This is a genomic window from Pandoraea anhela (genome assembly GCF_902459655.1).
Taxonomy (GTDB): Bacteria; Pseudomonadota; Gammaproteobacteria; order Burkholderiales; family Burkholderiaceae; genus Pandoraea; species Pandoraea anhela.
In genome coordinates, this window is sequence record NZ_CABPSB010000019.1 from 54,940 (window position 1) to 71,237 (window position 16,298).

13 protein-coding genes are annotated in these 16,298 nt (G+C 64.7%); 9 read left to right on the forward strand and 4 right to left on the reverse strand.

Features of this window, described 5'->3' with window-relative positions; translation table 11 throughout:
- The first annotated feature begins 54 nt into the window (after positions 1 to 54).
- Together ku and ligD are read left to right on the forward strand one after the other, a co-directional pair.
- Positions 55 to 1,089, forward strand: coding sequence for a non-homologous end joining protein Ku (gene ku, locus PAN31108_RS21285; RefSeq protein ID WP_150670764.1), 1,035 nt, complete (start codon positions 55 to 57; stop codon positions 1,087 to 1,089).
- An 8-nt stretch (positions 1,090 to 1,097) separates the two neighbouring features.
- Positions 1,098 to 3,743, forward strand: a complete 2,646-nt coding sequence (ligD, locus tag PAN31108_RS21290; protein WP_150670765.1) for a DNA ligase D — start codon at positions 1,098 to 1,100, stop codon at positions 3,741 to 3,743.
- Positions 3,744 to 3,783: 40 nt separating this feature from the next.
- Here ligD and PAN31108_RS21295 read toward each other — a convergent pair whose 3' ends face one another.
- On the reverse strand, positions 3,784 to 4,758 hold the full coding sequence (locus tag PAN31108_RS21295) for an AraC family transcriptional regulator (protein ID WP_150670766.1): 975 nt from the start codon (positions 4,756 to 4,758) through the stop codon (positions 3,784 to 3,786).
- A 256-nt stretch (positions 4,759 to 5,014) separates the two neighbouring features.
- Between PAN31108_RS21295 and PAN31108_RS21300 the strand changes: the two genes are divergently transcribed.
- Entirely contained in the window at positions 5,015 to 6,064 is a 1,050-nt protein-coding gene (locus PAN31108_RS21300; protein WP_150670767.1) for an aldo/keto reductase, read from the forward strand.
- A gap of 347 nt (positions 6,065 to 6,411) precedes the next feature.
- Here PAN31108_RS21300 and PAN31108_RS21310 read toward each other — a convergent pair whose 3' ends face one another.
- On the reverse strand, positions 6,412 to 7,344 hold the full coding sequence (locus PAN31108_RS21310) for a LysR substrate-binding domain-containing protein (RefSeq protein ID WP_150670768.1): 933 nt from the start codon (positions 7,342 to 7,344) through the stop codon (positions 6,412 to 6,414).
- 200 nt (positions 7,345 to 7,544) lie between these two features.
- Between PAN31108_RS21310 and yfcF the strand changes: the two genes are divergently transcribed.
- A complete protein-coding gene (gene yfcF / locus PAN31108_RS21315) occupies positions 7,545 to 8,246 on the forward strand; it encodes a glutathione transferase (RefSeq protein WP_150670769.1) in 702 nt (233 codons plus the stop codon).
- Positions 8,247 to 8,276: 30 nt separating this feature from the next.
- Here the strand turns inward: yfcF and PAN31108_RS21320 are convergent, their stop codons facing one another.
- A complete protein-coding gene (locus PAN31108_RS21320; RefSeq protein WP_150670770.1) occupies positions 8,277 to 8,684 on the reverse strand; it encodes a hypothetical protein in 408 nt (135 codons plus the stop codon).
- A gap of 435 nt (positions 8,685 to 9,119) precedes the next feature.
- Between PAN31108_RS21320 and PAN31108_RS21325 the strand changes: the two genes are divergently transcribed.
- Complete coding sequence (locus PAN31108_RS21325; RefSeq protein WP_150670771.1) at positions 9,120 to 10,217, forward strand: branched-chain amino acid aminotransferase; 1,098 nt, start codon at positions 9,120 to 9,122, stop codon at positions 10,215 to 10,217.
- A gap of 162 nt (positions 10,218 to 10,379) precedes the next feature.
- Positions 10,380 to 11,027, forward strand: coding sequence for a YitT family protein (locus PAN31108_RS21330; protein ID WP_150670772.1), 648 nt, complete (start codon positions 10,380 to 10,382; stop codon positions 11,025 to 11,027).
- A gap of 69 nt (positions 11,028 to 11,096) precedes the next feature.
- On the opposite strand, the gene PAN31108_RS21335 is transcribed toward PAN31108_RS21330, so the two are convergent.
- Positions 11,097 to 12,095: a LysR substrate-binding domain-containing protein gene (locus tag PAN31108_RS21335; protein WP_246184073.1), complete on the reverse strand. Its 999-nt coding sequence runs from the start codon at positions 12,093 to 12,095 to the stop codon at positions 11,097 to 11,099.
- A 166-nt stretch (positions 12,096 to 12,261) separates the two neighbouring features.
- Between PAN31108_RS21335 and PAN31108_RS21340 the strand changes: the two genes are divergently transcribed.
- The 3 genes from PAN31108_RS21340 to PAN31108_RS21350 all read left to right on the forward strand — a co-directional run bounded on the left by PAN31108_RS21340 (position 12,262) and on the right by PAN31108_RS21350 (position 16,198).
- Positions 12,262 to 13,287, forward strand: a complete 1,026-nt coding sequence (locus PAN31108_RS21340) for a DUF1338 domain-containing protein (protein ID WP_150670807.1) — start codon at positions 12,262 to 12,264, stop codon at positions 13,285 to 13,287.
- A gap of 29 nt (positions 13,288 to 13,316) precedes the next feature.
- Positions 13,317 to 14,816 (forward strand): L-piperidine-6-carboxylate dehydrogenase, encoded by a 1,500-nt coding sequence (gene amaB / locus PAN31108_RS21345; protein ID WP_150670773.1) that lies wholly within the window; start codon positions 13,317 to 13,319, stop codon positions 14,814 to 14,816.
- Between the two features lie 185 nt (positions 14,817 to 15,001).
- Complete coding sequence (locus tag PAN31108_RS21350) at positions 15,002 to 16,198, forward strand: aminotransferase-like domain-containing protein (RefSeq protein WP_150670774.1); 1,197 nt, start codon at positions 15,002 to 15,004, stop codon at positions 16,196 to 16,198.
- Positions 16,199 to 16,298 lie beyond the last annotated feature (100 nt).

Genomic DNA, 16,298 nt, shown 5'->3' on the forward strand with positions numbered 1-16,298 from the left:
GAGGTGTACGGTGAGATGGCATGACACGAGGGTGTGTCGGCGATGGGAGCATCTATGGCTCGCGCGATATGGAAGGGTGCTATCAGCTTCGGTCTGGTCAACGTTCCCGTGACGCTGTTTCCGGCGTCGACGACGCACAAGCTCGATCTGGACTGGCTCGACAAACGCACGATGTCGCCCGTCGGTTACAAGCGGGTGAATAAGGAAAACGGCAAGGAAGTGCCGCGCGATCAGATCGTGCACGGATACGAGTACGAGAAGGGAAACTACGTCGTGCTTAGCGACGACGAGATCCGCGCGGCGAATCCGGCGGCCACGCAGACCGTGGACATTCTGGCGTTCGTCGATGCGACCGAGGTGTCGTTCATGTACCTCGATACGCCCTATTACCTTGTGCCGGAACGCGGCGGTGCGAAGGCTTACGCGCTGTTGCATGCCGCCCTGATCCGAGCCGGCAAGCTCGGCATCGCGCGCGTGGTCATGCACACGCGCGCGCATCTGGCAGTGCTCGCACCGGCGGGCGACGCGCTCGTGCTCGATACCCTGCGATGGCAGGACGAAATGCGCGATCCGGCCGAGGTCGGGCTCACCAGGGAGAAGCTAGGCAAGCTCGCCGCACCGGGAGATCGCGAACTGGATATGGCGATCCGGCTCATCGACGAGATGTCGGGGCCGTGGCGTCCCGACGACTATCACGACACGTTTCAGGACGACCTCAAGGCGCTCATCGACCGCAAGATCGCCTCCGGTCAGACCCGCGAGATCGTACAGATCGACGCAGGTGCGCCGAAGCTCGAGCACAGCGGCAACGTGACCGACCTCATGGCGTTGCTCAGGCAGAGTCTGGGGACCCGGGGCAAGCGCGAGGCCGTCACCGTCGAGGCGGAAGCTGTCGCGGGCAAGGCCGCCAGGCCCGGGGCGAAAGCAAGCGACAAGGGCAAGGGCGAGGGCAAGACGGCGACGGTGAGGAAGACAAAGAAGGCGTCTGAGGTGTCAAAGGCATCTAAGGGATCTAAGGCGACCGTCGGAAAGACGGCGAAGACGCCCCCCAAGCGCGCCACGTCTACCAAATCTTCCAAAGCCCGGTGAGCGCGACCATGCCCAGACGTGCCACTCCCGCCGCGGCGTCAGCGAAGACAACGACACAGGCGAAGACACAGGCGAAGACGAAATGCGGCAAAGCCGCCGATCCTCTGGCCGCCTACGACGCGAAACGCAACTTCTCCGCCACCCCGGAGCCTCGCGGCAAACGCACAGCGCACGCAAAAAGGTTGCCGAAAGCGTCGCCGAAGGGGTCGCCGAAAGCGTTGCGTTACGTCATTCAGCGCCACGACGCGAGTCATTTGCACTACGACTTGCGCCTCGAACTCGATGGCGCGTTGCGGTCGTGGGCGCTGCCGAAGCAGCCGAGCCCGGACGTCAGTCGCCCGCGTCTGGCCGTGCAGGTCGAAGATCATCCGCTCGCTTACGCCGACTTCGAAGGCGACATCCCGGCGGGCAATTACGGTGCCGGTCACGTCGATATCTGGGACACCGGCACATGGACGCCGGACGGCAACGCAACACGCGATTATGCGAACGGCAAACTGTCCTTCACATTGCATGGGGAACGTCTGAACGGCCACTGGACGCTCGTGCGCACCGACAAGCCGGCGCGCCAACCGCAGTGGCTGCTGATGCATCGGCGTAGCGGGCAGGCGGTGCGTGAGCCTGCCAAACCCGCAAAGCACCCGACGGCGGCTCGCCGGTCGTCGATGACACCGCCTGACGAGATGCGTCCGATGCTCGCAACGCTCATTGACGTCGCGCCGTCATCCGAGGGATGGCACGCAGAGATGAAACTGGACGGCTACCGCGTACTCATTCGCATTGCCGGCGACGACGTACGAGTCTTCACGCGCTCGGGACAAGACTGGACGCATCGCTTTGCACCGACGGTCAACGCATTGCACGCCCTCAGAAAACGCGGCTTGCCCAATGCCTGGCTCGACGGCGAGGCCGTTGTCATGAACGAACACGGCTTGCCGGACTTTCAGGCGCTGCAACGGGCGTTCGACGAAAACGCGCAAAGCGATATCGTCACTTACGTCTTCGATCTGCCGTGGTGCAACGCACAGGACTTGCGCGACACGCCGTTGCGCGAGCGTCAGGCGATGCTGAGCGCCATTTTCGACGCGAGCGGCATGCATGCTCAAGCCGACGCGCAAACGTCCGCCGTGCGAATCCTGCACCCTGTAACGGGCGATCTTGCATCGCTCTGGCGCAGCGCGTGTGAGGCGGGTCTCGAGGGCATCATCGTCAAGCGCGACGATTCGACCTATGTCGGCGGGCGAAGCGACGCGTGGCGCAAGCTCAAATGTTCACAACGTCAGGAGTTCGTGGTGCTGGGGTTCACCGAGCCTGCGGGTGCAAGACAGGGCTTCGGCGCACTGCTGCTCGGCTATTACGACGACGACGGCAAGACGTTGCGATACGCGGGAAAGGTCGGCACCGGCTTCGATACCGGTGCATTGCTACGCATACGCAAGCAACTCAACGCCATCGAGACGAGCGATCCGCCGCTGTCGCCCGCACCGCGCCCTGGCGGCGCGGCCCGTGTGCACTGGCTGCGTCCCACGCAGGTCGCCGAAGTCCGCTTCGCCGAGTGGACGCGCGACGCCCACGTGCGGCACGCAGCGTTCATCGCCATGCGAGCCGATAAGCCGGCGAAGGACGTTCGCCGGGAAACCCGCCGCGACGGATCCGTCGACACGACTAAGGAGATATGTGCCATGCCGAAAACCGCGCAACGGACCGCCCCGGGTTTGCCCGCAACACCCACCACGCCCACCATGCCCATAAAAATTACCCACGGCGAGCGAGTGACGGACACGCATTCGGGCGTGACCAAGCGCGAGCTTGCCGAGTACTACAACGCCGTGAGCCCTTGGATGCTGCCGCATCTCGCCGATCGCCCGGTGGCGGTCTTGCGCGCACCGGAAGGCATTGGCGGTGAGATGTTCTTCCAGAAGCATGCGGCGAAGACGATCACCGGTGTGCGTATCCTGCCCCCGTCGCTCGATCCGGATCATGCGCCGTTGATGCAGATCGACGACGCCAAGGCACTCGTCGGCGCGACACAAATGGGGACGGTGGAATTCCATACGTGGAATGCGCGCAGCGATCTGATCGAGCGGCCGGACCGCGTGATCTTCGATCTGGACCCGGGCAATGGCGTGACGTTCGCGCAGGTCGTGGAAGGCGCATTGCTGATTCGTGAATTGCTCGATGCGCTCGGCCTGGCGGCGTTCGTGAAGACCAGCGGCGGTAAGGGATTGCACGTGGTGACGCCGTTGGCACGACGCCACGCATGGGAGATGGCGAAGGGTTTCGCGCAAGCCGTGGCGACCCACATGGCGCGCGTGTTCCCGGACCGATTCACCGCGACCATGGGGCCAAAGCACCGCGTGGGCAAATGCTTCATCGACTATCTGCGCAATTACCGGGGCGCAACGACTGTTTGCGCCTATTCCGCCCGCGCGCGCGAAGGCATGGCCGTTTCGATGCCATTGCGATGGGAGGAATTGTCCGATTTGCCGGGCGCCGACGCATGGAACGTGCGCAACGCCATCGATCGCCTCAAAGGGCTCGGAGCGCTCGGAGCGCTTGAACAAGACCCGTGGGCAGACTATGAAAAGGCCTCCCAACAGCGGGTGACAAAGGCGATGCTGGAACGATTGGGCGACGCCGCGCGCCATTCATAAGCCCGGTGCGGCCCGGGAACCCGCACATCGATACCACGCGCTACGCCCTCGTCACCCCCGCGTCTCCCTCCTGTCGCCACCGCCGTTTATCCCGCAAAGGCGCCTCGCCGAAGACACGGGCGTATTCCCTGCTGAATTGCGATGCGCTCTCGTAACCCACCGCCTGCGCCGCTGCTGCGACCGCGATATCCGCGACGAAAATCAGGCGGCGTGCTTCCTGCAATCGCAACTGCTTCTGATACTGCAACGGGCTCATCGCCGTCACCAGTTTGAAGTGGTGATGCAGCGACGACACGCTCATATGCACTTCCTGCGCCAACGATTCCACCCGTAACGGCTGGGCATAGTGATCGCGCAGCCAACGCACCGCATGCGCGATACGGTTCATCTGGCTGTCCTGCAACGCCATCTGGCGTAACAACACGCCTTGCCCGTTCATCAGCAGTCGATAAATGATCTCGCGCTTGATCATCGGCGCGAGAATCGGAATGTCACGTGGCGTCTCCAGCAATCGCAACAGGCGCAGCACCGCGTCGAGCAACGCCGCATCCAGTCGGTTGACGTACAGCCCCCGGCCACATGGCGCCGGGGCAGGTGGCGGCAGATGCTCGTCGCCAATCAGCGAGGTTATGTCGTCCGCCACCAGATTGAGTCGCATGCCGAGATACGGCGAGTGTTCGCTCGCGCCCGACACCTGCGCCACCACCGGCAAATGCACCGACGACACGAGATAGTGCATCGGATCGTAGGCGTAATGCGCCTCGCCGATCTGCAAGCGCTTGCCGCCCTGCGCAATCACCGCGAACGCGGGCTGCTGCAACGCCGGATGCGGGCCGCCAGGATGCAACACGCGATGCACGAGCAAGCCCTCGACCGCCGTGGGCGATGTGCCCTCCAGACCGTGCGTGGCCCGTTCGAGCAGTTGCACCAGTTCGGCGCGCGCCGCAGGCGACGGGTCATCCGAGAACACATGGGGTGGCGGCGCCTCACGCGGCGATGTTTTGACGAGATGCATGACGGTATCCTCGATCCGAACCGGGTTCCGACGCCGCGTCGCGGCATCCCCGGTCTCCGTGTACGACAGCATACGCCCGCCACAAAGCATTGCCTGATTCTCCGACATCGGATTGACAGGATCAGGCAGGAAATGTGCAGGAACAGGTACTGCTTGCCTGATGCTGCGCGACGCATAATGCCTCCCATCCCGTGCATGCCGTCGCCTCCCCCTGACGGCCCCATGCGACGGGCGGCAATTTCTACGGAGCAACGCCATGCGACAACGCAAACTTGGCAATACCGGCCTCTTCGTCTCGGAACTGTGTCTCGGCACGATGACCTTCGGCGGACAGGGCGACATGTGGAGCAAGATCGGCCAATTGCAGCAGAACGATGTCGACACACTCGTCGGCCGCGCGCTCGACGCGGGGATCAACTTCATCGACACCGCAGACGTCTATTCGGAAGGTCAGTCGGAGATGCTCACCGGTCAGGCGCTGCGCAACCTCAAGGTGCCGCGCGACAGCGTGGTGGTCGCAACGAAGGTCTTCGGCGTCACCGGCGCGCAGTCCAGCAACTCGCGCGGCCTGTCGCGCTATCACATCATGGACGGCGTCAAAGCCAGCCTCAAACGCCTGCAACTCGATCACATCGATCTGTATCAGGTGCACGGCTTCGACCCGGTCACGCCGATCGAAGAGACGCTCGGCGCACTCGACACGCTGGTGCGCCAGGGCCATGTGCGATATGTCGGCGTCTCGAACTGGGCGGCGTGGCAAATCGCCAAGGCACAGGGCATTGCGGCGCGCCTGAATCTCGCCGGCTTCGCCTCGCTTCAGGCGTACTACACCGTTGCGGGACGCGATCTCGAACGCGAGATCGTGCCGATGCTGCGCAGCGAGAACATCGGTCTGATGGTGTGGAGCCCGCTCGCGGGCGGCCTGCTCTCCGGCAAGTATACGCGTGAAGGTCAGGCCGAAGCGGGCGCGCGCCGTCAGCGCTTCGACTTCCCGCCGGTCAATGTGGAGCGCGCCTATGACGTGATCGACGTGATGCGCGGCATCGCGGCAGAAAAGGGCGTGTCCGTGGCGCAGATCGCGCTCGCCTGGTTGCTGGCGCAGCCGGTCGTCTCGACGGTCATCATCGGGGCCAAGCGCGCCGACCAGCTCGACGACAACATCGCGGCAACGCGTGTCACGCTGAGCGAGCGGGAATTGACGACGATCGATGCCGTCAGCGCGCTGCCGAGCGAGTATCCGGGCTGGATGCTCTCGCGTCAGGGCGACCCGCGTCGCGCACAACTCGCCGAAGCGGGTCTGCTGTAACCCACGTCATCGATTCAACGCAAGACGGCGCACCGACACCAAGGTGCGCTGTCTTCGTTGGCGCGGGTCGATGCGCGCCATGACGTAAGACGCCGCCAGTACGCGATACGGACTCGTGCGGTCCATCGCGAAGCCGATCGGCCGCCGACTGCGTGAGATTCAGTTCCTCTGCCGTGACGGTCGTGCTGCACGTGCGCAGCGGCGATTCGAACACGAGCAACAGATTCAGATCGAGCGAGCGTAAGTTCATCCCCAGCCGTGCAGTTCTGCCAAATGCGTCCCGCATTTTAGGCAACGACCTGCGGCGCGCGCGGTGCGGGAAACCCCGCCCATGCGCTGCGCCGCGTTCATGCTATGTGCGTGCGCACGTCCGGGCGCGCCGCCGCATGCAGACACGCGATCACTTCCAGAACCTCGGGCCGCTTCTCGCGCCTGGCCGTCACGACGTGGTATTGCAGCGGGCACGGGACTTCGACGTCCGACAATCGCACCAGACGACTGCGCGCGATCCAGTCGCGCGCGAGCGGCGACCGGGCCAGCGCAATGCCCAGCCCTGCCTCGGCGGCCCCGAGCACCACCGTGTAATCTTCGAAGCGCCGATCGCGCGCTCGCGGTCGCAGCGACACGCCCTGCGCGCCGCACCATGCACGCCAGCCCGTCAGATCGGAGTCGTGCAACAAGGGCATCGCCAGCATCTCCGACACGCTTGCGCCCGAGTCCTTGCCCTTGCTCGCGTGCCTGAGTTGCTGCGCGATCTCCGGCGACGCGACGGGGTAGAGCGTCTCGCCCAGCAGCGGCTCCGAATCGACGCTTGCCCAGCCACCGCGACCGTAGCGCAGCGCAATGTCGACCTCGCCCGCACTCACGTCGGCGTTGCGATGCTCGGTCGTCACCTGAATGTCGATGAACGGCTGCCCCGCCTCCAGCGATTGCAGCCGCTCCAGCAACCACAGTTTGGCGAAGGACGGCACGACGCTCAGCCGCACCGCCGGCGCTTTGCGCGCCTGATGCCACTGGTCGGCTGCGGCGTCGATCACGTCGAAGGCATGCTCGATGCGTCCGAGAAATCGCTGACCGTCGCAGGTCAGCCTGACGCCTCGTCCGTGGCGCTCGAAAAGCGCGCAACCGAGCCAGTTCTCGACCGCACCGACCCGCCGGCTGATGGCGCCGTGCGTGAGACCGGTGGCTTCGGCCGCGGCGGTAAACGAGCCGTGACGCGCCACGACACAGACGGTTTCCAGATTCGCCAGCGGGGGGCGGGCGCGGGGTTCTGACGTCATAGGGCGAGGGACATCGATGAAAAAAGATGGAAAAAGACAGGAAAAATAGGGGCGGAAGGCGGTAACGCGACGGCGCGTGAGGTGTGAGCAAAGATCACATCTTGCCATCGATTTGTGCAGTAGCTTATCACCGCGCGTGTGCGGCAAGATAGCCATCTGCGCGTGATTTCGCACCCGCATTTTCCCTACAGGAGTCCATCGTGTCAGCCGCCGCCCCCGCATCGTTCACGCTCTACGTCGACGCACAGTTCACCAGCCCTTACGCACTGTCGGTCTTCGTCACGCTGCGTGAGAAAGGTATTCCGTTCGCGCTGCGCACCGTCGATCTCGATCAGGGCGCCCATCACGAAAGCGGCTTCGCCGAGATGTCGATCACGCGCCGCGTGCCCACGCTCGTGCACGGCGATTTCACGTTATCCGAATCGTCGGCCATCGATGAGTATCTGGAGGCGATTTCGCCTGACGTTCCGGTGTATCCGTCGGAGGTTCGCGACCGGGCGCGCGCCCGTCAGGTGCAGGCATGGCTGCGCAGCGATCTGGGGGCTTTGCGCGAGGATCGTTCGACGCAGGTGATCTTCTACGGTCCGTCAGACCGGCCGCTGAGCGACGCCGGTTACGCTGCCGCGAGCAAGCTGATCGCCATCGCCCAAAGTCTGCTGCCGGATGGCCGCCTGTCGCTCTTCGACACCTGGTGCATTGCCGACGTCGACCTCGCCGTCATGATCAATCGTCTGGTGTACAACGACGATGTGGTGCCGCAAGCGCTCGCCGAATATGCCCGCCGTCAGTTTCTGCGCCCGGCGGTGCAGGAATGGATGGCGATGCCGCGTCCGCCCTTTGCCACGCAAGCGCTACCGCCGCAGCATGACGGCGCGCAGGCGGCGCAGGGCAACGTCGCCTGAGCGGCGCGCCGCCGCTTGCGCCCGCTGCCCTCAGACCGCGACCATCGTCAATTGCTGGCGATGGATGCGGATGTGGAGCAGGACCAGCAGCCGGTTGGGGCAATCGTCGCGCACGGCGACTTTGCCCCGTCGGCGGGAATCGCGTGAGCCGCGTGTATCGTTTGCGTCGTTCGTATCACTTGCGTCGGGCGTGGCGTGGAGCGTCGCATGCCGGCTGGCGAGCGCCGCCTCATAGGCGGCCGACGCCACCGAGCGCGCCGCGAGCACCAGCAACAGCAATGACCCCGCCATGGCGATCCGGAAGTCCCCGGAGGTGAAGATACGCTCCGGCACGTCGAACACGAGCATGGCGATCACCACGCACGCATCGATGCACACCGCGCCCAGCGAGGCCACAAGCAGGTAGGCGCGCAACATCCGAATCGTCGTCGATTTCATCCGTCTCCTCTCCCTTTGCTCCGAACGGTCGGCACGCGGCGCAAGCGTGAGCACCGGCGTCTTTCGGTCCGCCATGGCGGCGTCGCCGGCCGCGTTCCCGGCATCATCCGCTCCCGATGTTAAATGTCGAGTGCCGCAGTTCTGTGACCGGAAATGTTTTTTTACACTCTTTTTCGTCTCGTCCGCCGCCCGCCGGGACAGGGTCTCGACAGACGCCCGGCGCCGCAAATCCCGTCCAACCGCGCACATTTCTTGCGAAGATCGGCCAAATTCCAACAATTTTCGGCGTGATTAGGGGGAAAAGGCTGCCGTGACGGGAGACGCGGTGAATTCAGTCGACAGGCAGGCCCCGAAAGGAGGAAAATATCGCCACCTTGCCGTTTACGTTAACGGCACTGACGACTGAAGCCACCTCTGCCGAGACACTGAAGAAACATGAGCGCTGACAACCAATTGCGTTTTGTCGTGGAGCCGCACGCCAACCCGACCCCTGCCGACCAGATCACCGCCGCGCTGGCGAATCCGGTATTCGGCCGCGTATTCACGGATCACATGGTCACGATCCGCTGGACCGAAGGCAAGGGCTGGCACGACGCGAAGGTCGAAGCCCGGCGTCCGTTCCAGATCGACCCGGCATGTGCCGTGCTGCACTACGCGCAGGAAATCTTCGAAGGCATGAAGGCCTATCGCAGCGAAGATGGCAAGATCTCGTTGTTCCGCCCGCAAGCCAATGCCAGGCGTTTCCGTGAATCGGCACAGCGCATGTCGATGGCCGACCTGCCGGAGGCCGTGTTCCTCGAAGCCGTGGAAAAGCTGGTCGACATCGACCGCGCCTGGATCCCCGGCTCGGAAGGCAGCAGCCTCTACATCCGCCCGTTCATGTTCGCCTCGGAGAGCTTCCTTGGCGTGCGTGCCGCGCATGAATACATCTTCTGCGTGATCGCCTGCCCGGTCGGTCCGTACTTCAAGGCCGGCAAGTCGGCCGTGACGGTGTGGGTCTCGGATCAGTACACGCGCGCGGCGCCCGGCGGCACGGGTGCGGCCAAGTGCGGCGGCAATTACGCCGCCAGCCTGATCGCGCAAACGGAAGCGAGCGCCAAGGGCTGCGATCAGGTCGTGTTCCTCGACGCGGCGCAGCACCGCTGGATCGAAGAACTCGGCGGCATGAACGTTTTCTTCGTGATGGACGACGGCTCGCTCCAGACGCCGCCGCTCTCGGGCACGATCCTGCCGGGCATCACCCGCGCCTCGATCATCGAACTGGCCCGTCGCGAAGGCCTCACGGTCAATGAAACGCCGTACGAATTCGCCCAGTGGCAGGCCGATGCAGCCAGCGGCCGCGTGAAGGAAACGTTCGCATGCGGCACCGCGGCGGTCGTCACGGCCATCGGTCAGGTGCGCCATGCGAACGGCGAATTCAATATCGCCGATGGCGGCGAAGGCCCCGTCACCAAGCGCATTCGCGATCAACTCACGGGCATTCAGCGTGGCAAGGTCGCCGATCCGTTCGGCTGGGTGCACCATGTCGCGTAATGCGGGGTAGTGCAGCGCAATTGCACGTGATGGATGTAGTACCGACATAACAAGCTGTGAAGCTGCGCGTCGCCCGAGACAGCGACGCGGGAAATCACCGGCGGCGCGTCGCGACATGAGGAGAGTCGGGCGCGCCGTCTTGTCGTTCCTGACTGACAGATCATGAAACACGAAACGGGTACCGTATCCGGTGCCATCGCGGCAACCGACACAATCGGGGTTCCGCATTCCGTGCCCGAAGACATCTATGCGATGGTCATCGGCATGGCATTCGTGGTGGTCGGCCTGGTGCTGCTCAAGGCGGCCGGGCTGGTCACCGGCGGCGTGGCAGGCATCGCACTGCTCGCCTCGTACATCTTTCCGCTACCGGTAGGCACCATCTTCACGCTGGTGAACATACCGTTCTTCCTGTTCGCGTATTTCACGATGGGGGCGCGTTTCGCGCTCAAGTCGACGATCGCGAGCTTCGGCATCACCTTCGCGCTCGCGGCCATGCCGCAGACGTTCGACATCGCCTTCATCAACCCGCTGTTCGCGGCGTTCGTGGGCGGTACGCTGTGCGGCATGGGCATTCTGGCGCTCGCACGTCATGGCGCGGGTGTCGGCGGTACGGGCATCTTCACGCTGTGGCTGCAACGCCGGCGCGGCATCAACGCCGGTATCACGCAGGTGTGCATCGACACGATGCTTCTGCTCGCATCGCTCAGCACGATCCCGGTGGGACGCGTCGCGTGGTCCGCCGTGTCCGCCATCGCCATGAGCGCGATGGTCGTGGCCTGGCACAAGCCGGGACGCTACACGGGCCGGTAGGCGCGCCGGGCAACGGTATCGACGGGTGGACCGCGCCGATCTACCGTTTCACTGCCCCGCCTCGCCACGTCAGGCGTTCGGGCCTTCGGCCGGTCGAAAGTCTGGCCGGTCGTCTGGCCGGTCGTCTGGCCGGTCGTCTGGCCGGTCGTCTGGCCGATGGTCAGGGCGATAGTCGGGTCGATAGGCTTTCGCCTGATCCAGCAGCCACTCGCGAAACACACTGAGGGGCCGACCGTGGGTCAACTCCGTCGGGTAGACGAGGTAATAAGCCGACTCGGCCACGCTTTTCACGTCGAACGGGATCGTGAGGCCCAGCGTCGCCAACTGGCCTTCGACGAAGAACTTCGGCACCAGCGCAATGCCCAGCCCCGCCGCCGCGCCGGCGATCAGCATCGTGTGCAGTTCGTAGCGCACCCCCTGCAACGACCGGTGGTCTTCGATGTGCTGCTCGGCAAACCATTGCGTCCAGGCGCTCGGACGCGTCGTCGAGTGCAGCAACGGATACGTCAGCAAATCGGCCGCCGCGCGCACCGGCCCTTTCAGGATCGACGGCCGGCACACCGGCACCACCTCTTCCCCGAACAGATAATCCGACGATGTGCCCGGCCAAGTGGGCTGGCCGAAGTGGATGGCGGCCTCGAAGTGCGTCTCCTCGAACGTGAAGAGGTCGGTATGCACGCCCATGTTGACCCGAACGTCCGGATGCCGGTCGTCGAAGTCTTTCATTCTGGGAATCAACCATTCCGACGCGAAAGTCGGCAACACCGCCAATTCCAGTGAGCCGCCCCCGCTGCCGTGCGCCATGATGGCGAGCGTGTCGCGATCCAGTTGTTCGAGCGTGCGCCGCACCTGCGTGCCGTAGAGACGCCCGGCGCGCGTGAGGACCACCCGCTGCTTGGCCCGCACGAACAGACGCACGCCCAGTTGTGTCTCCAACGTAGCGATCTGGCGCGACACCGCGCTCTCGGTCAGAAACAGCTCGCGTGCCGCATGCGTGAAGCTTTCATGCCGGGCAGCGGCTTCGAAGGCCAGAAGCGCCGACGTGCCGGGGGTCTTGAACTTTCGCATGTTGATTCCGAAAACGCATCAAGTGGCAATATTATCTCGCTTTACGCGCGACGCATCCGTTTCAATAATGCAGTCATTGCAAGACGGCATGGCGCAAGGTGCTCCGTGCCACGCCCTGACACCCTGCGGCGCCGCCCCAGATGCCGCTCCCTCTGCGAGAGATATGATGCGCAATGCCAATGTAGAGTCGCTGCTGGTTTCCCTGATCGGGAAGACACGAACCGACGCACTTTTCGCCACCCTCAACACGCCGTCCATTCTGGCCGACTTCGAGCCCGGCCGTGTCACCCGCGCCGAACTGGCGCAGGCGATGAACATGGCCCTGTTCGAAGGGCTGCTCGAGCGTTCGCAGAACGGCCGCACCTACACCGAAGAGGCCATCGCCGCCGGTGGCGGCGTCTACTTCGATCACGGCGCACTGCGCACCGTGCGCTGGGACCAGAACGGCGCCCTGCCGCCGGGTGAAGCGGCGTTTACGCGCATTCTGCGTCCGCTGGGCTTCAAGCTCAACGGCCGTTACCCGCTCGACCGTCTCGGCATGACGGGCCGCGCCTACGCGCATGAAGATTGCCCCGACGAGATCTCGCAATTCTTCGTGAGCGAGCTGCATCCGGAGCGTTTCTCGGAGACGTTCCAGCAAACCGTGTCGCGCGTGGTCGGCACGTCCAAGGACCCGCTCACGCCGGCCGCCGTCGCTCAACTGTGGGAATTGGAGCGTGACGGTACACTACCGCTGGAGACCGCCCAGGCCTTGCTGCCGGTGATCGTGGGCGCATTCGCCTGTCAGCATGACGTACCGAGCGAAGCCGATTACGAACTGCTGCTGGCCGAATCGGCCGAAATGGCGTGGATCGCCACCGAAGGCAACGCCTTTAACCATGCAACGGACCGCGTGGAAGACGTCTTCGCGCTGTCGGACGCCGAGAAGGCCAAGGGCCGCCCGATGAAGCCCGAAGTCGAGCGCTCGCGCTCGGGCCGCGTGTTCCAGACGGCCTATCGCGCCGACACCGTGCGTCGCGAATTCCGCGGCAAGAACGGCGAGATCGTCACACGCGAAGTGCCGGGTTCGTTCTACGAATTCATCACGCGTTACCGCGAGTACGACACGGTCAAGCACTGCTGGAAGACCGATCTGCGTTTCGATGCCGGCAATGCGCAGGGCATTTTCAAGATGACGGCCAACGCCAAGTAACCAACACAGCATTCCATAAGGGTATCAACGTGAACGCAACTTCCATCCTCAACGAACTGGGCATTGCCAAACTGGCCGAGACGGGCGACATCGCCGTGCACTCGCCGATCAACGGCGAACTGATCGGCCGCGTGGCCAGCGCTTCGGTCGCCGACGCGCAAGCCGCGCTCGCCCGCGCGCAAACCGCCTTCACCGCATGGCGCAATGTGCCGGCCCCGCGCCGCGGCGAACTGGTTCGTCTGCTCGGTGAAAAGCTGCGCGAGCGCAAGCAGGCGCTCGGTGCGCTGGTCACGCTCGAAGCCGGCAAGATCCTCCAGGAAGGTCTGGGCGAAGTGCAGGAAATGATCGACATTTGCGACTTCGCCGTCGGCCTGTCGCGTCAGTTGTACGGTCTGACGATCGCGTCGGAGCGCCCGGGCCACCGCATGGCCGAGACGTGGCACCCGATGGGCGTTTGCACCGTCATCTCCGCGTTCAACTTCCCGGTCGCCGTGTGGTCGTGGAACGCCGCGCTGGCCCTCGTGTGCGGCAATGCCGTGGTGTGGAAGCCGTCGGAAAAGACGCCGCTGACCGCACTGGCCGTGAACAAGCTGATGGAAGAAGTCATCGCCGAATTCGGCGACGCACCGGAAGGCCTGACGGCGCTGGTCATCGGCGGGCGCGACGTGGGTGAGGCGCTCGTCGCCGATCCGCGCTCGGCCATCGTGAGCGCCACGGGCAGCACGGAAATGGGCCGCAAGGTCGGCGTGGAAGTCGCGCGTCGCTTCGGCCGCTCGATTCTCGAGCTCGGCGGCAACAACGCCGGTATCGTGACCGATAGCGCCAACCCGGAACTCGCCCTGCGCGGCATTCTGTTCTCGGCAGTCGGCACCGCCGGTCAGCGCTGCACCACGCTGCGCCGCCTGTTCGTGCACGAGAGCGTGTACGACAAGACCGTCGAGCGTCTCAAGACGCTGTACGGCAAGGTCGCCATCGGCAATCCGCTGGAGCGCGGCACGCTCATGGGCCCGCTGATCGACGAAGGTGCGTTCAAGCGCATGCAGGAAGCGCTCGAACAAGCGCGTGCGCAAGGCGGCAAGGTAACGGGCGGCGAGCGTCACATCGTGGCGGGCAGCGAAGGCGGTTTCTACGTGAAGCCTGCCATCGTCGAAATGCCGTCGCAGACGGAAGTCGTGCTGACGGAAACGTTCGCGCCGATTCTCTACGTGCTCAAGTACAGCGACTTCGCACAAGCCATCGACGCCAACAATGCGTCGTCGCACGGTCTGTCGTCGTGCGTGTTCACGAACGACCTGCGCGAAGCCGAGCGCTTCACGTCGTCGGCCGGTAGCGACTGCGGTATCGCCAACGTCAACATCGGCCCGAGCGGCGCGGAAATCGGCGGCGCGTTCGGTGGCGAGAAGGAAACCGGCGGTGGCCGCGAGTCGGGCTCCGACGCATGGAAGGGCTACATGCGCCGCGCGACCAACACCGTGAACTACTCCTCCGCCCTGCCGCTCGCGCAAGGCATCGACTTCTCGATCGAGTAAGTCGCGCTGACAGCGCTGCGGCGTCGGACATTGCGGTCACTGCGAACCTCGCGGCTACCGACCATGCACGACGCCCGGCGCTTGTCACATGTCACCGCGTCTGCCCGTGCCGGACACAGCAAGTGTCCGGCACCACCGCTTCCCCGATCGCATCCTCACGTCACGCGTTGAACAGCGAGGCCCTCATGTACGCATTCACTTCTCCGTTCGCCAATCCGGCCGGTTCACCGATTCGCGAACTGTTCAAATACCTGTCCGAGCCGGGCATGATTTCGTTCGCGGGCGGGTATCCGGCAAGCGACCTGTTCGACGTCGACGGGCTCGCCGCCGCGCAGGCGCGCGCCTTCGCGCTGCCCACGCGCTGCCTCCAATACGGTCCGACCGACGGGCTCGCAGAACTCAAGGCGCAACTCATCGCGCTGATGGCGCAACGCGGTTCGCCGAGCGCCTCGGAAGAACTCCTGGTGACGACCGGGTCGCAGCAAGGGCTCGACCTGCTGCTGCGCGTGATGGTCGCGCCGGGCGACGTCGTGGTGACGGAGCAACCCGCCTATCCCGCCACGTTACAGGCACTGCGTCTGCAACAGGCGAAGATCGTTACGGTGCCCGTCGATGCGAACGGCCTGAACGTCGACCATCTGAGCGCACTGCTTCGAGACGGCAAGATTGCGGTGCCCAAGCTGCTGTACACCGTGCCGACGTTCGCCAACCCGACGGGCGCGACGCTCTCGCGCGAGCGGCGCATTGCGCTGCTGAAGCTGGCCGTCGAGTATCGCTTCGTGATCGTCGAAGACGACCCGTACGGCGATCTGCGTTTCGCGGGCGACACCGTGCCGACCATGCTCGGTCTGACGGCCGAGGTGCCGGGATCGCGCGAATGGCTGGTGCACTTCTCGAGCCTGTCGAAGATCGTCGCCCCCGGGCTGCGTGTGGGCTGGACGGTTGCGCCGCCGGAGATCGCGCGACGCTGCGTCGTCGCCAAGCAGACCGTCGATCTGTGCAGCGCCCCGTGGACGCAGGCCATCGCTGCGGAGTATCTGGCCGAAGGCTCGCTCACGCGCCACCTGCCGAAGATCACCGAGGCTTACCGTCTCAAGTGCGAAGCGATGTGCGGTGCGCTCAGCGCCAGACTCGGCGATGCGATTCAGTTTCACGCACCGCAGGGCGGCATGTTCGTGTGGGCGCGTCTGGCCGCCGTGAAGACCAGCGAATTGCTGCCGAATGCGATTGCCGAGAAGGTGCTGTTCGTGCCGGGCACGGCGTTCTTTGCAGAGCACGCGGACGAAGCGTCGCTGCGCCTGTCGTTCGCCGCGCCCGCCGTGACGGCGATCGAGGAAGGCGTGGCGCGTCTGGCTCGTGCGATGGAAGCCACGGCCAAATAAGACCGACGACAGGATGCGCGGCGCGAAAGCGCCGCCCCCATGCGATGCGTGCGGCTGACGTCCAAGGTCCACACGGTGGCCGCCAGGCCGTGCGGCTTGC

Excerpts from the sequence above, each read along its gene's own strand:
- ku (WP_150670764.1), top strand. The coding sequence starts at position 55 with ATGGCTCGCGCGATATGGAAGGGTGCTATCAGCTTCGGTCTGGTCAAC.
- ligD (WP_150670765.1), top strand. The coding sequence starts at position 1,098 with ATGCCCAGACGTGCCACTCCCGCCGCGGCGTCAGCGAAGACAACGACA.
- PAN31108_RS21295 (WP_150670766.1), bottom strand. The coding sequence starts at position 4,758 with ATGCATCTCGTCAAAACATCGCCGCGTGAGGCGCCGCCACCCCATGTG.
- PAN31108_RS21300 (WP_150670767.1), top strand. The coding sequence starts at position 5,015 with ATGCGACAACGCAAACTTGGCAATACCGGCCTCTTCGTCTCGGAACTG.
- PAN31108_RS21310 (WP_150670768.1), bottom strand. The coding sequence starts at position 7,344 with ATGACGTCAGAACCCCGCGCCCGCCCCCCGCTGGCGAATCTGGAAACC.
- PAN31108_RS21320 (WP_150670770.1), bottom strand. The coding sequence starts at position 8,684 with ATGAAATCGACGACGATTCGGATGTTGCGCGCCTACCTGCTTGTGGCC.
- PAN31108_RS21325 (WP_150670771.1), top strand. The coding sequence starts at position 9,120 with ATGAGCGCTGACAACCAATTGCGTTTTGTCGTGGAGCCGCACGCCAAC.
- PAN31108_RS21330 (WP_150670772.1), top strand. The coding sequence starts at position 10,380 with ATGAAACACGAAACGGGTACCGTATCCGGTGCCATCGCGGCAACCGAC.
- PAN31108_RS21335 (WP_246184073.1), bottom strand. The coding sequence starts at position 12,095 with ATGCGAAAGTTCAAGACCCCCGGCACGTCGGCGCTTCTGGCCTTCGAA.
- PAN31108_RS21340 (WP_150670807.1), top strand. The coding sequence starts at position 12,262 with ATGCGCAATGCCAATGTAGAGTCGCTGCTGGTTTCCCTGATCGGGAAG.
- PAN31108_RS21350 (WP_150670774.1), top strand. The coding sequence starts at position 15,002 with ATGTACGCATTCACTTCTCCGTTCGCCAATCCGGCCGGTTCACCGATT.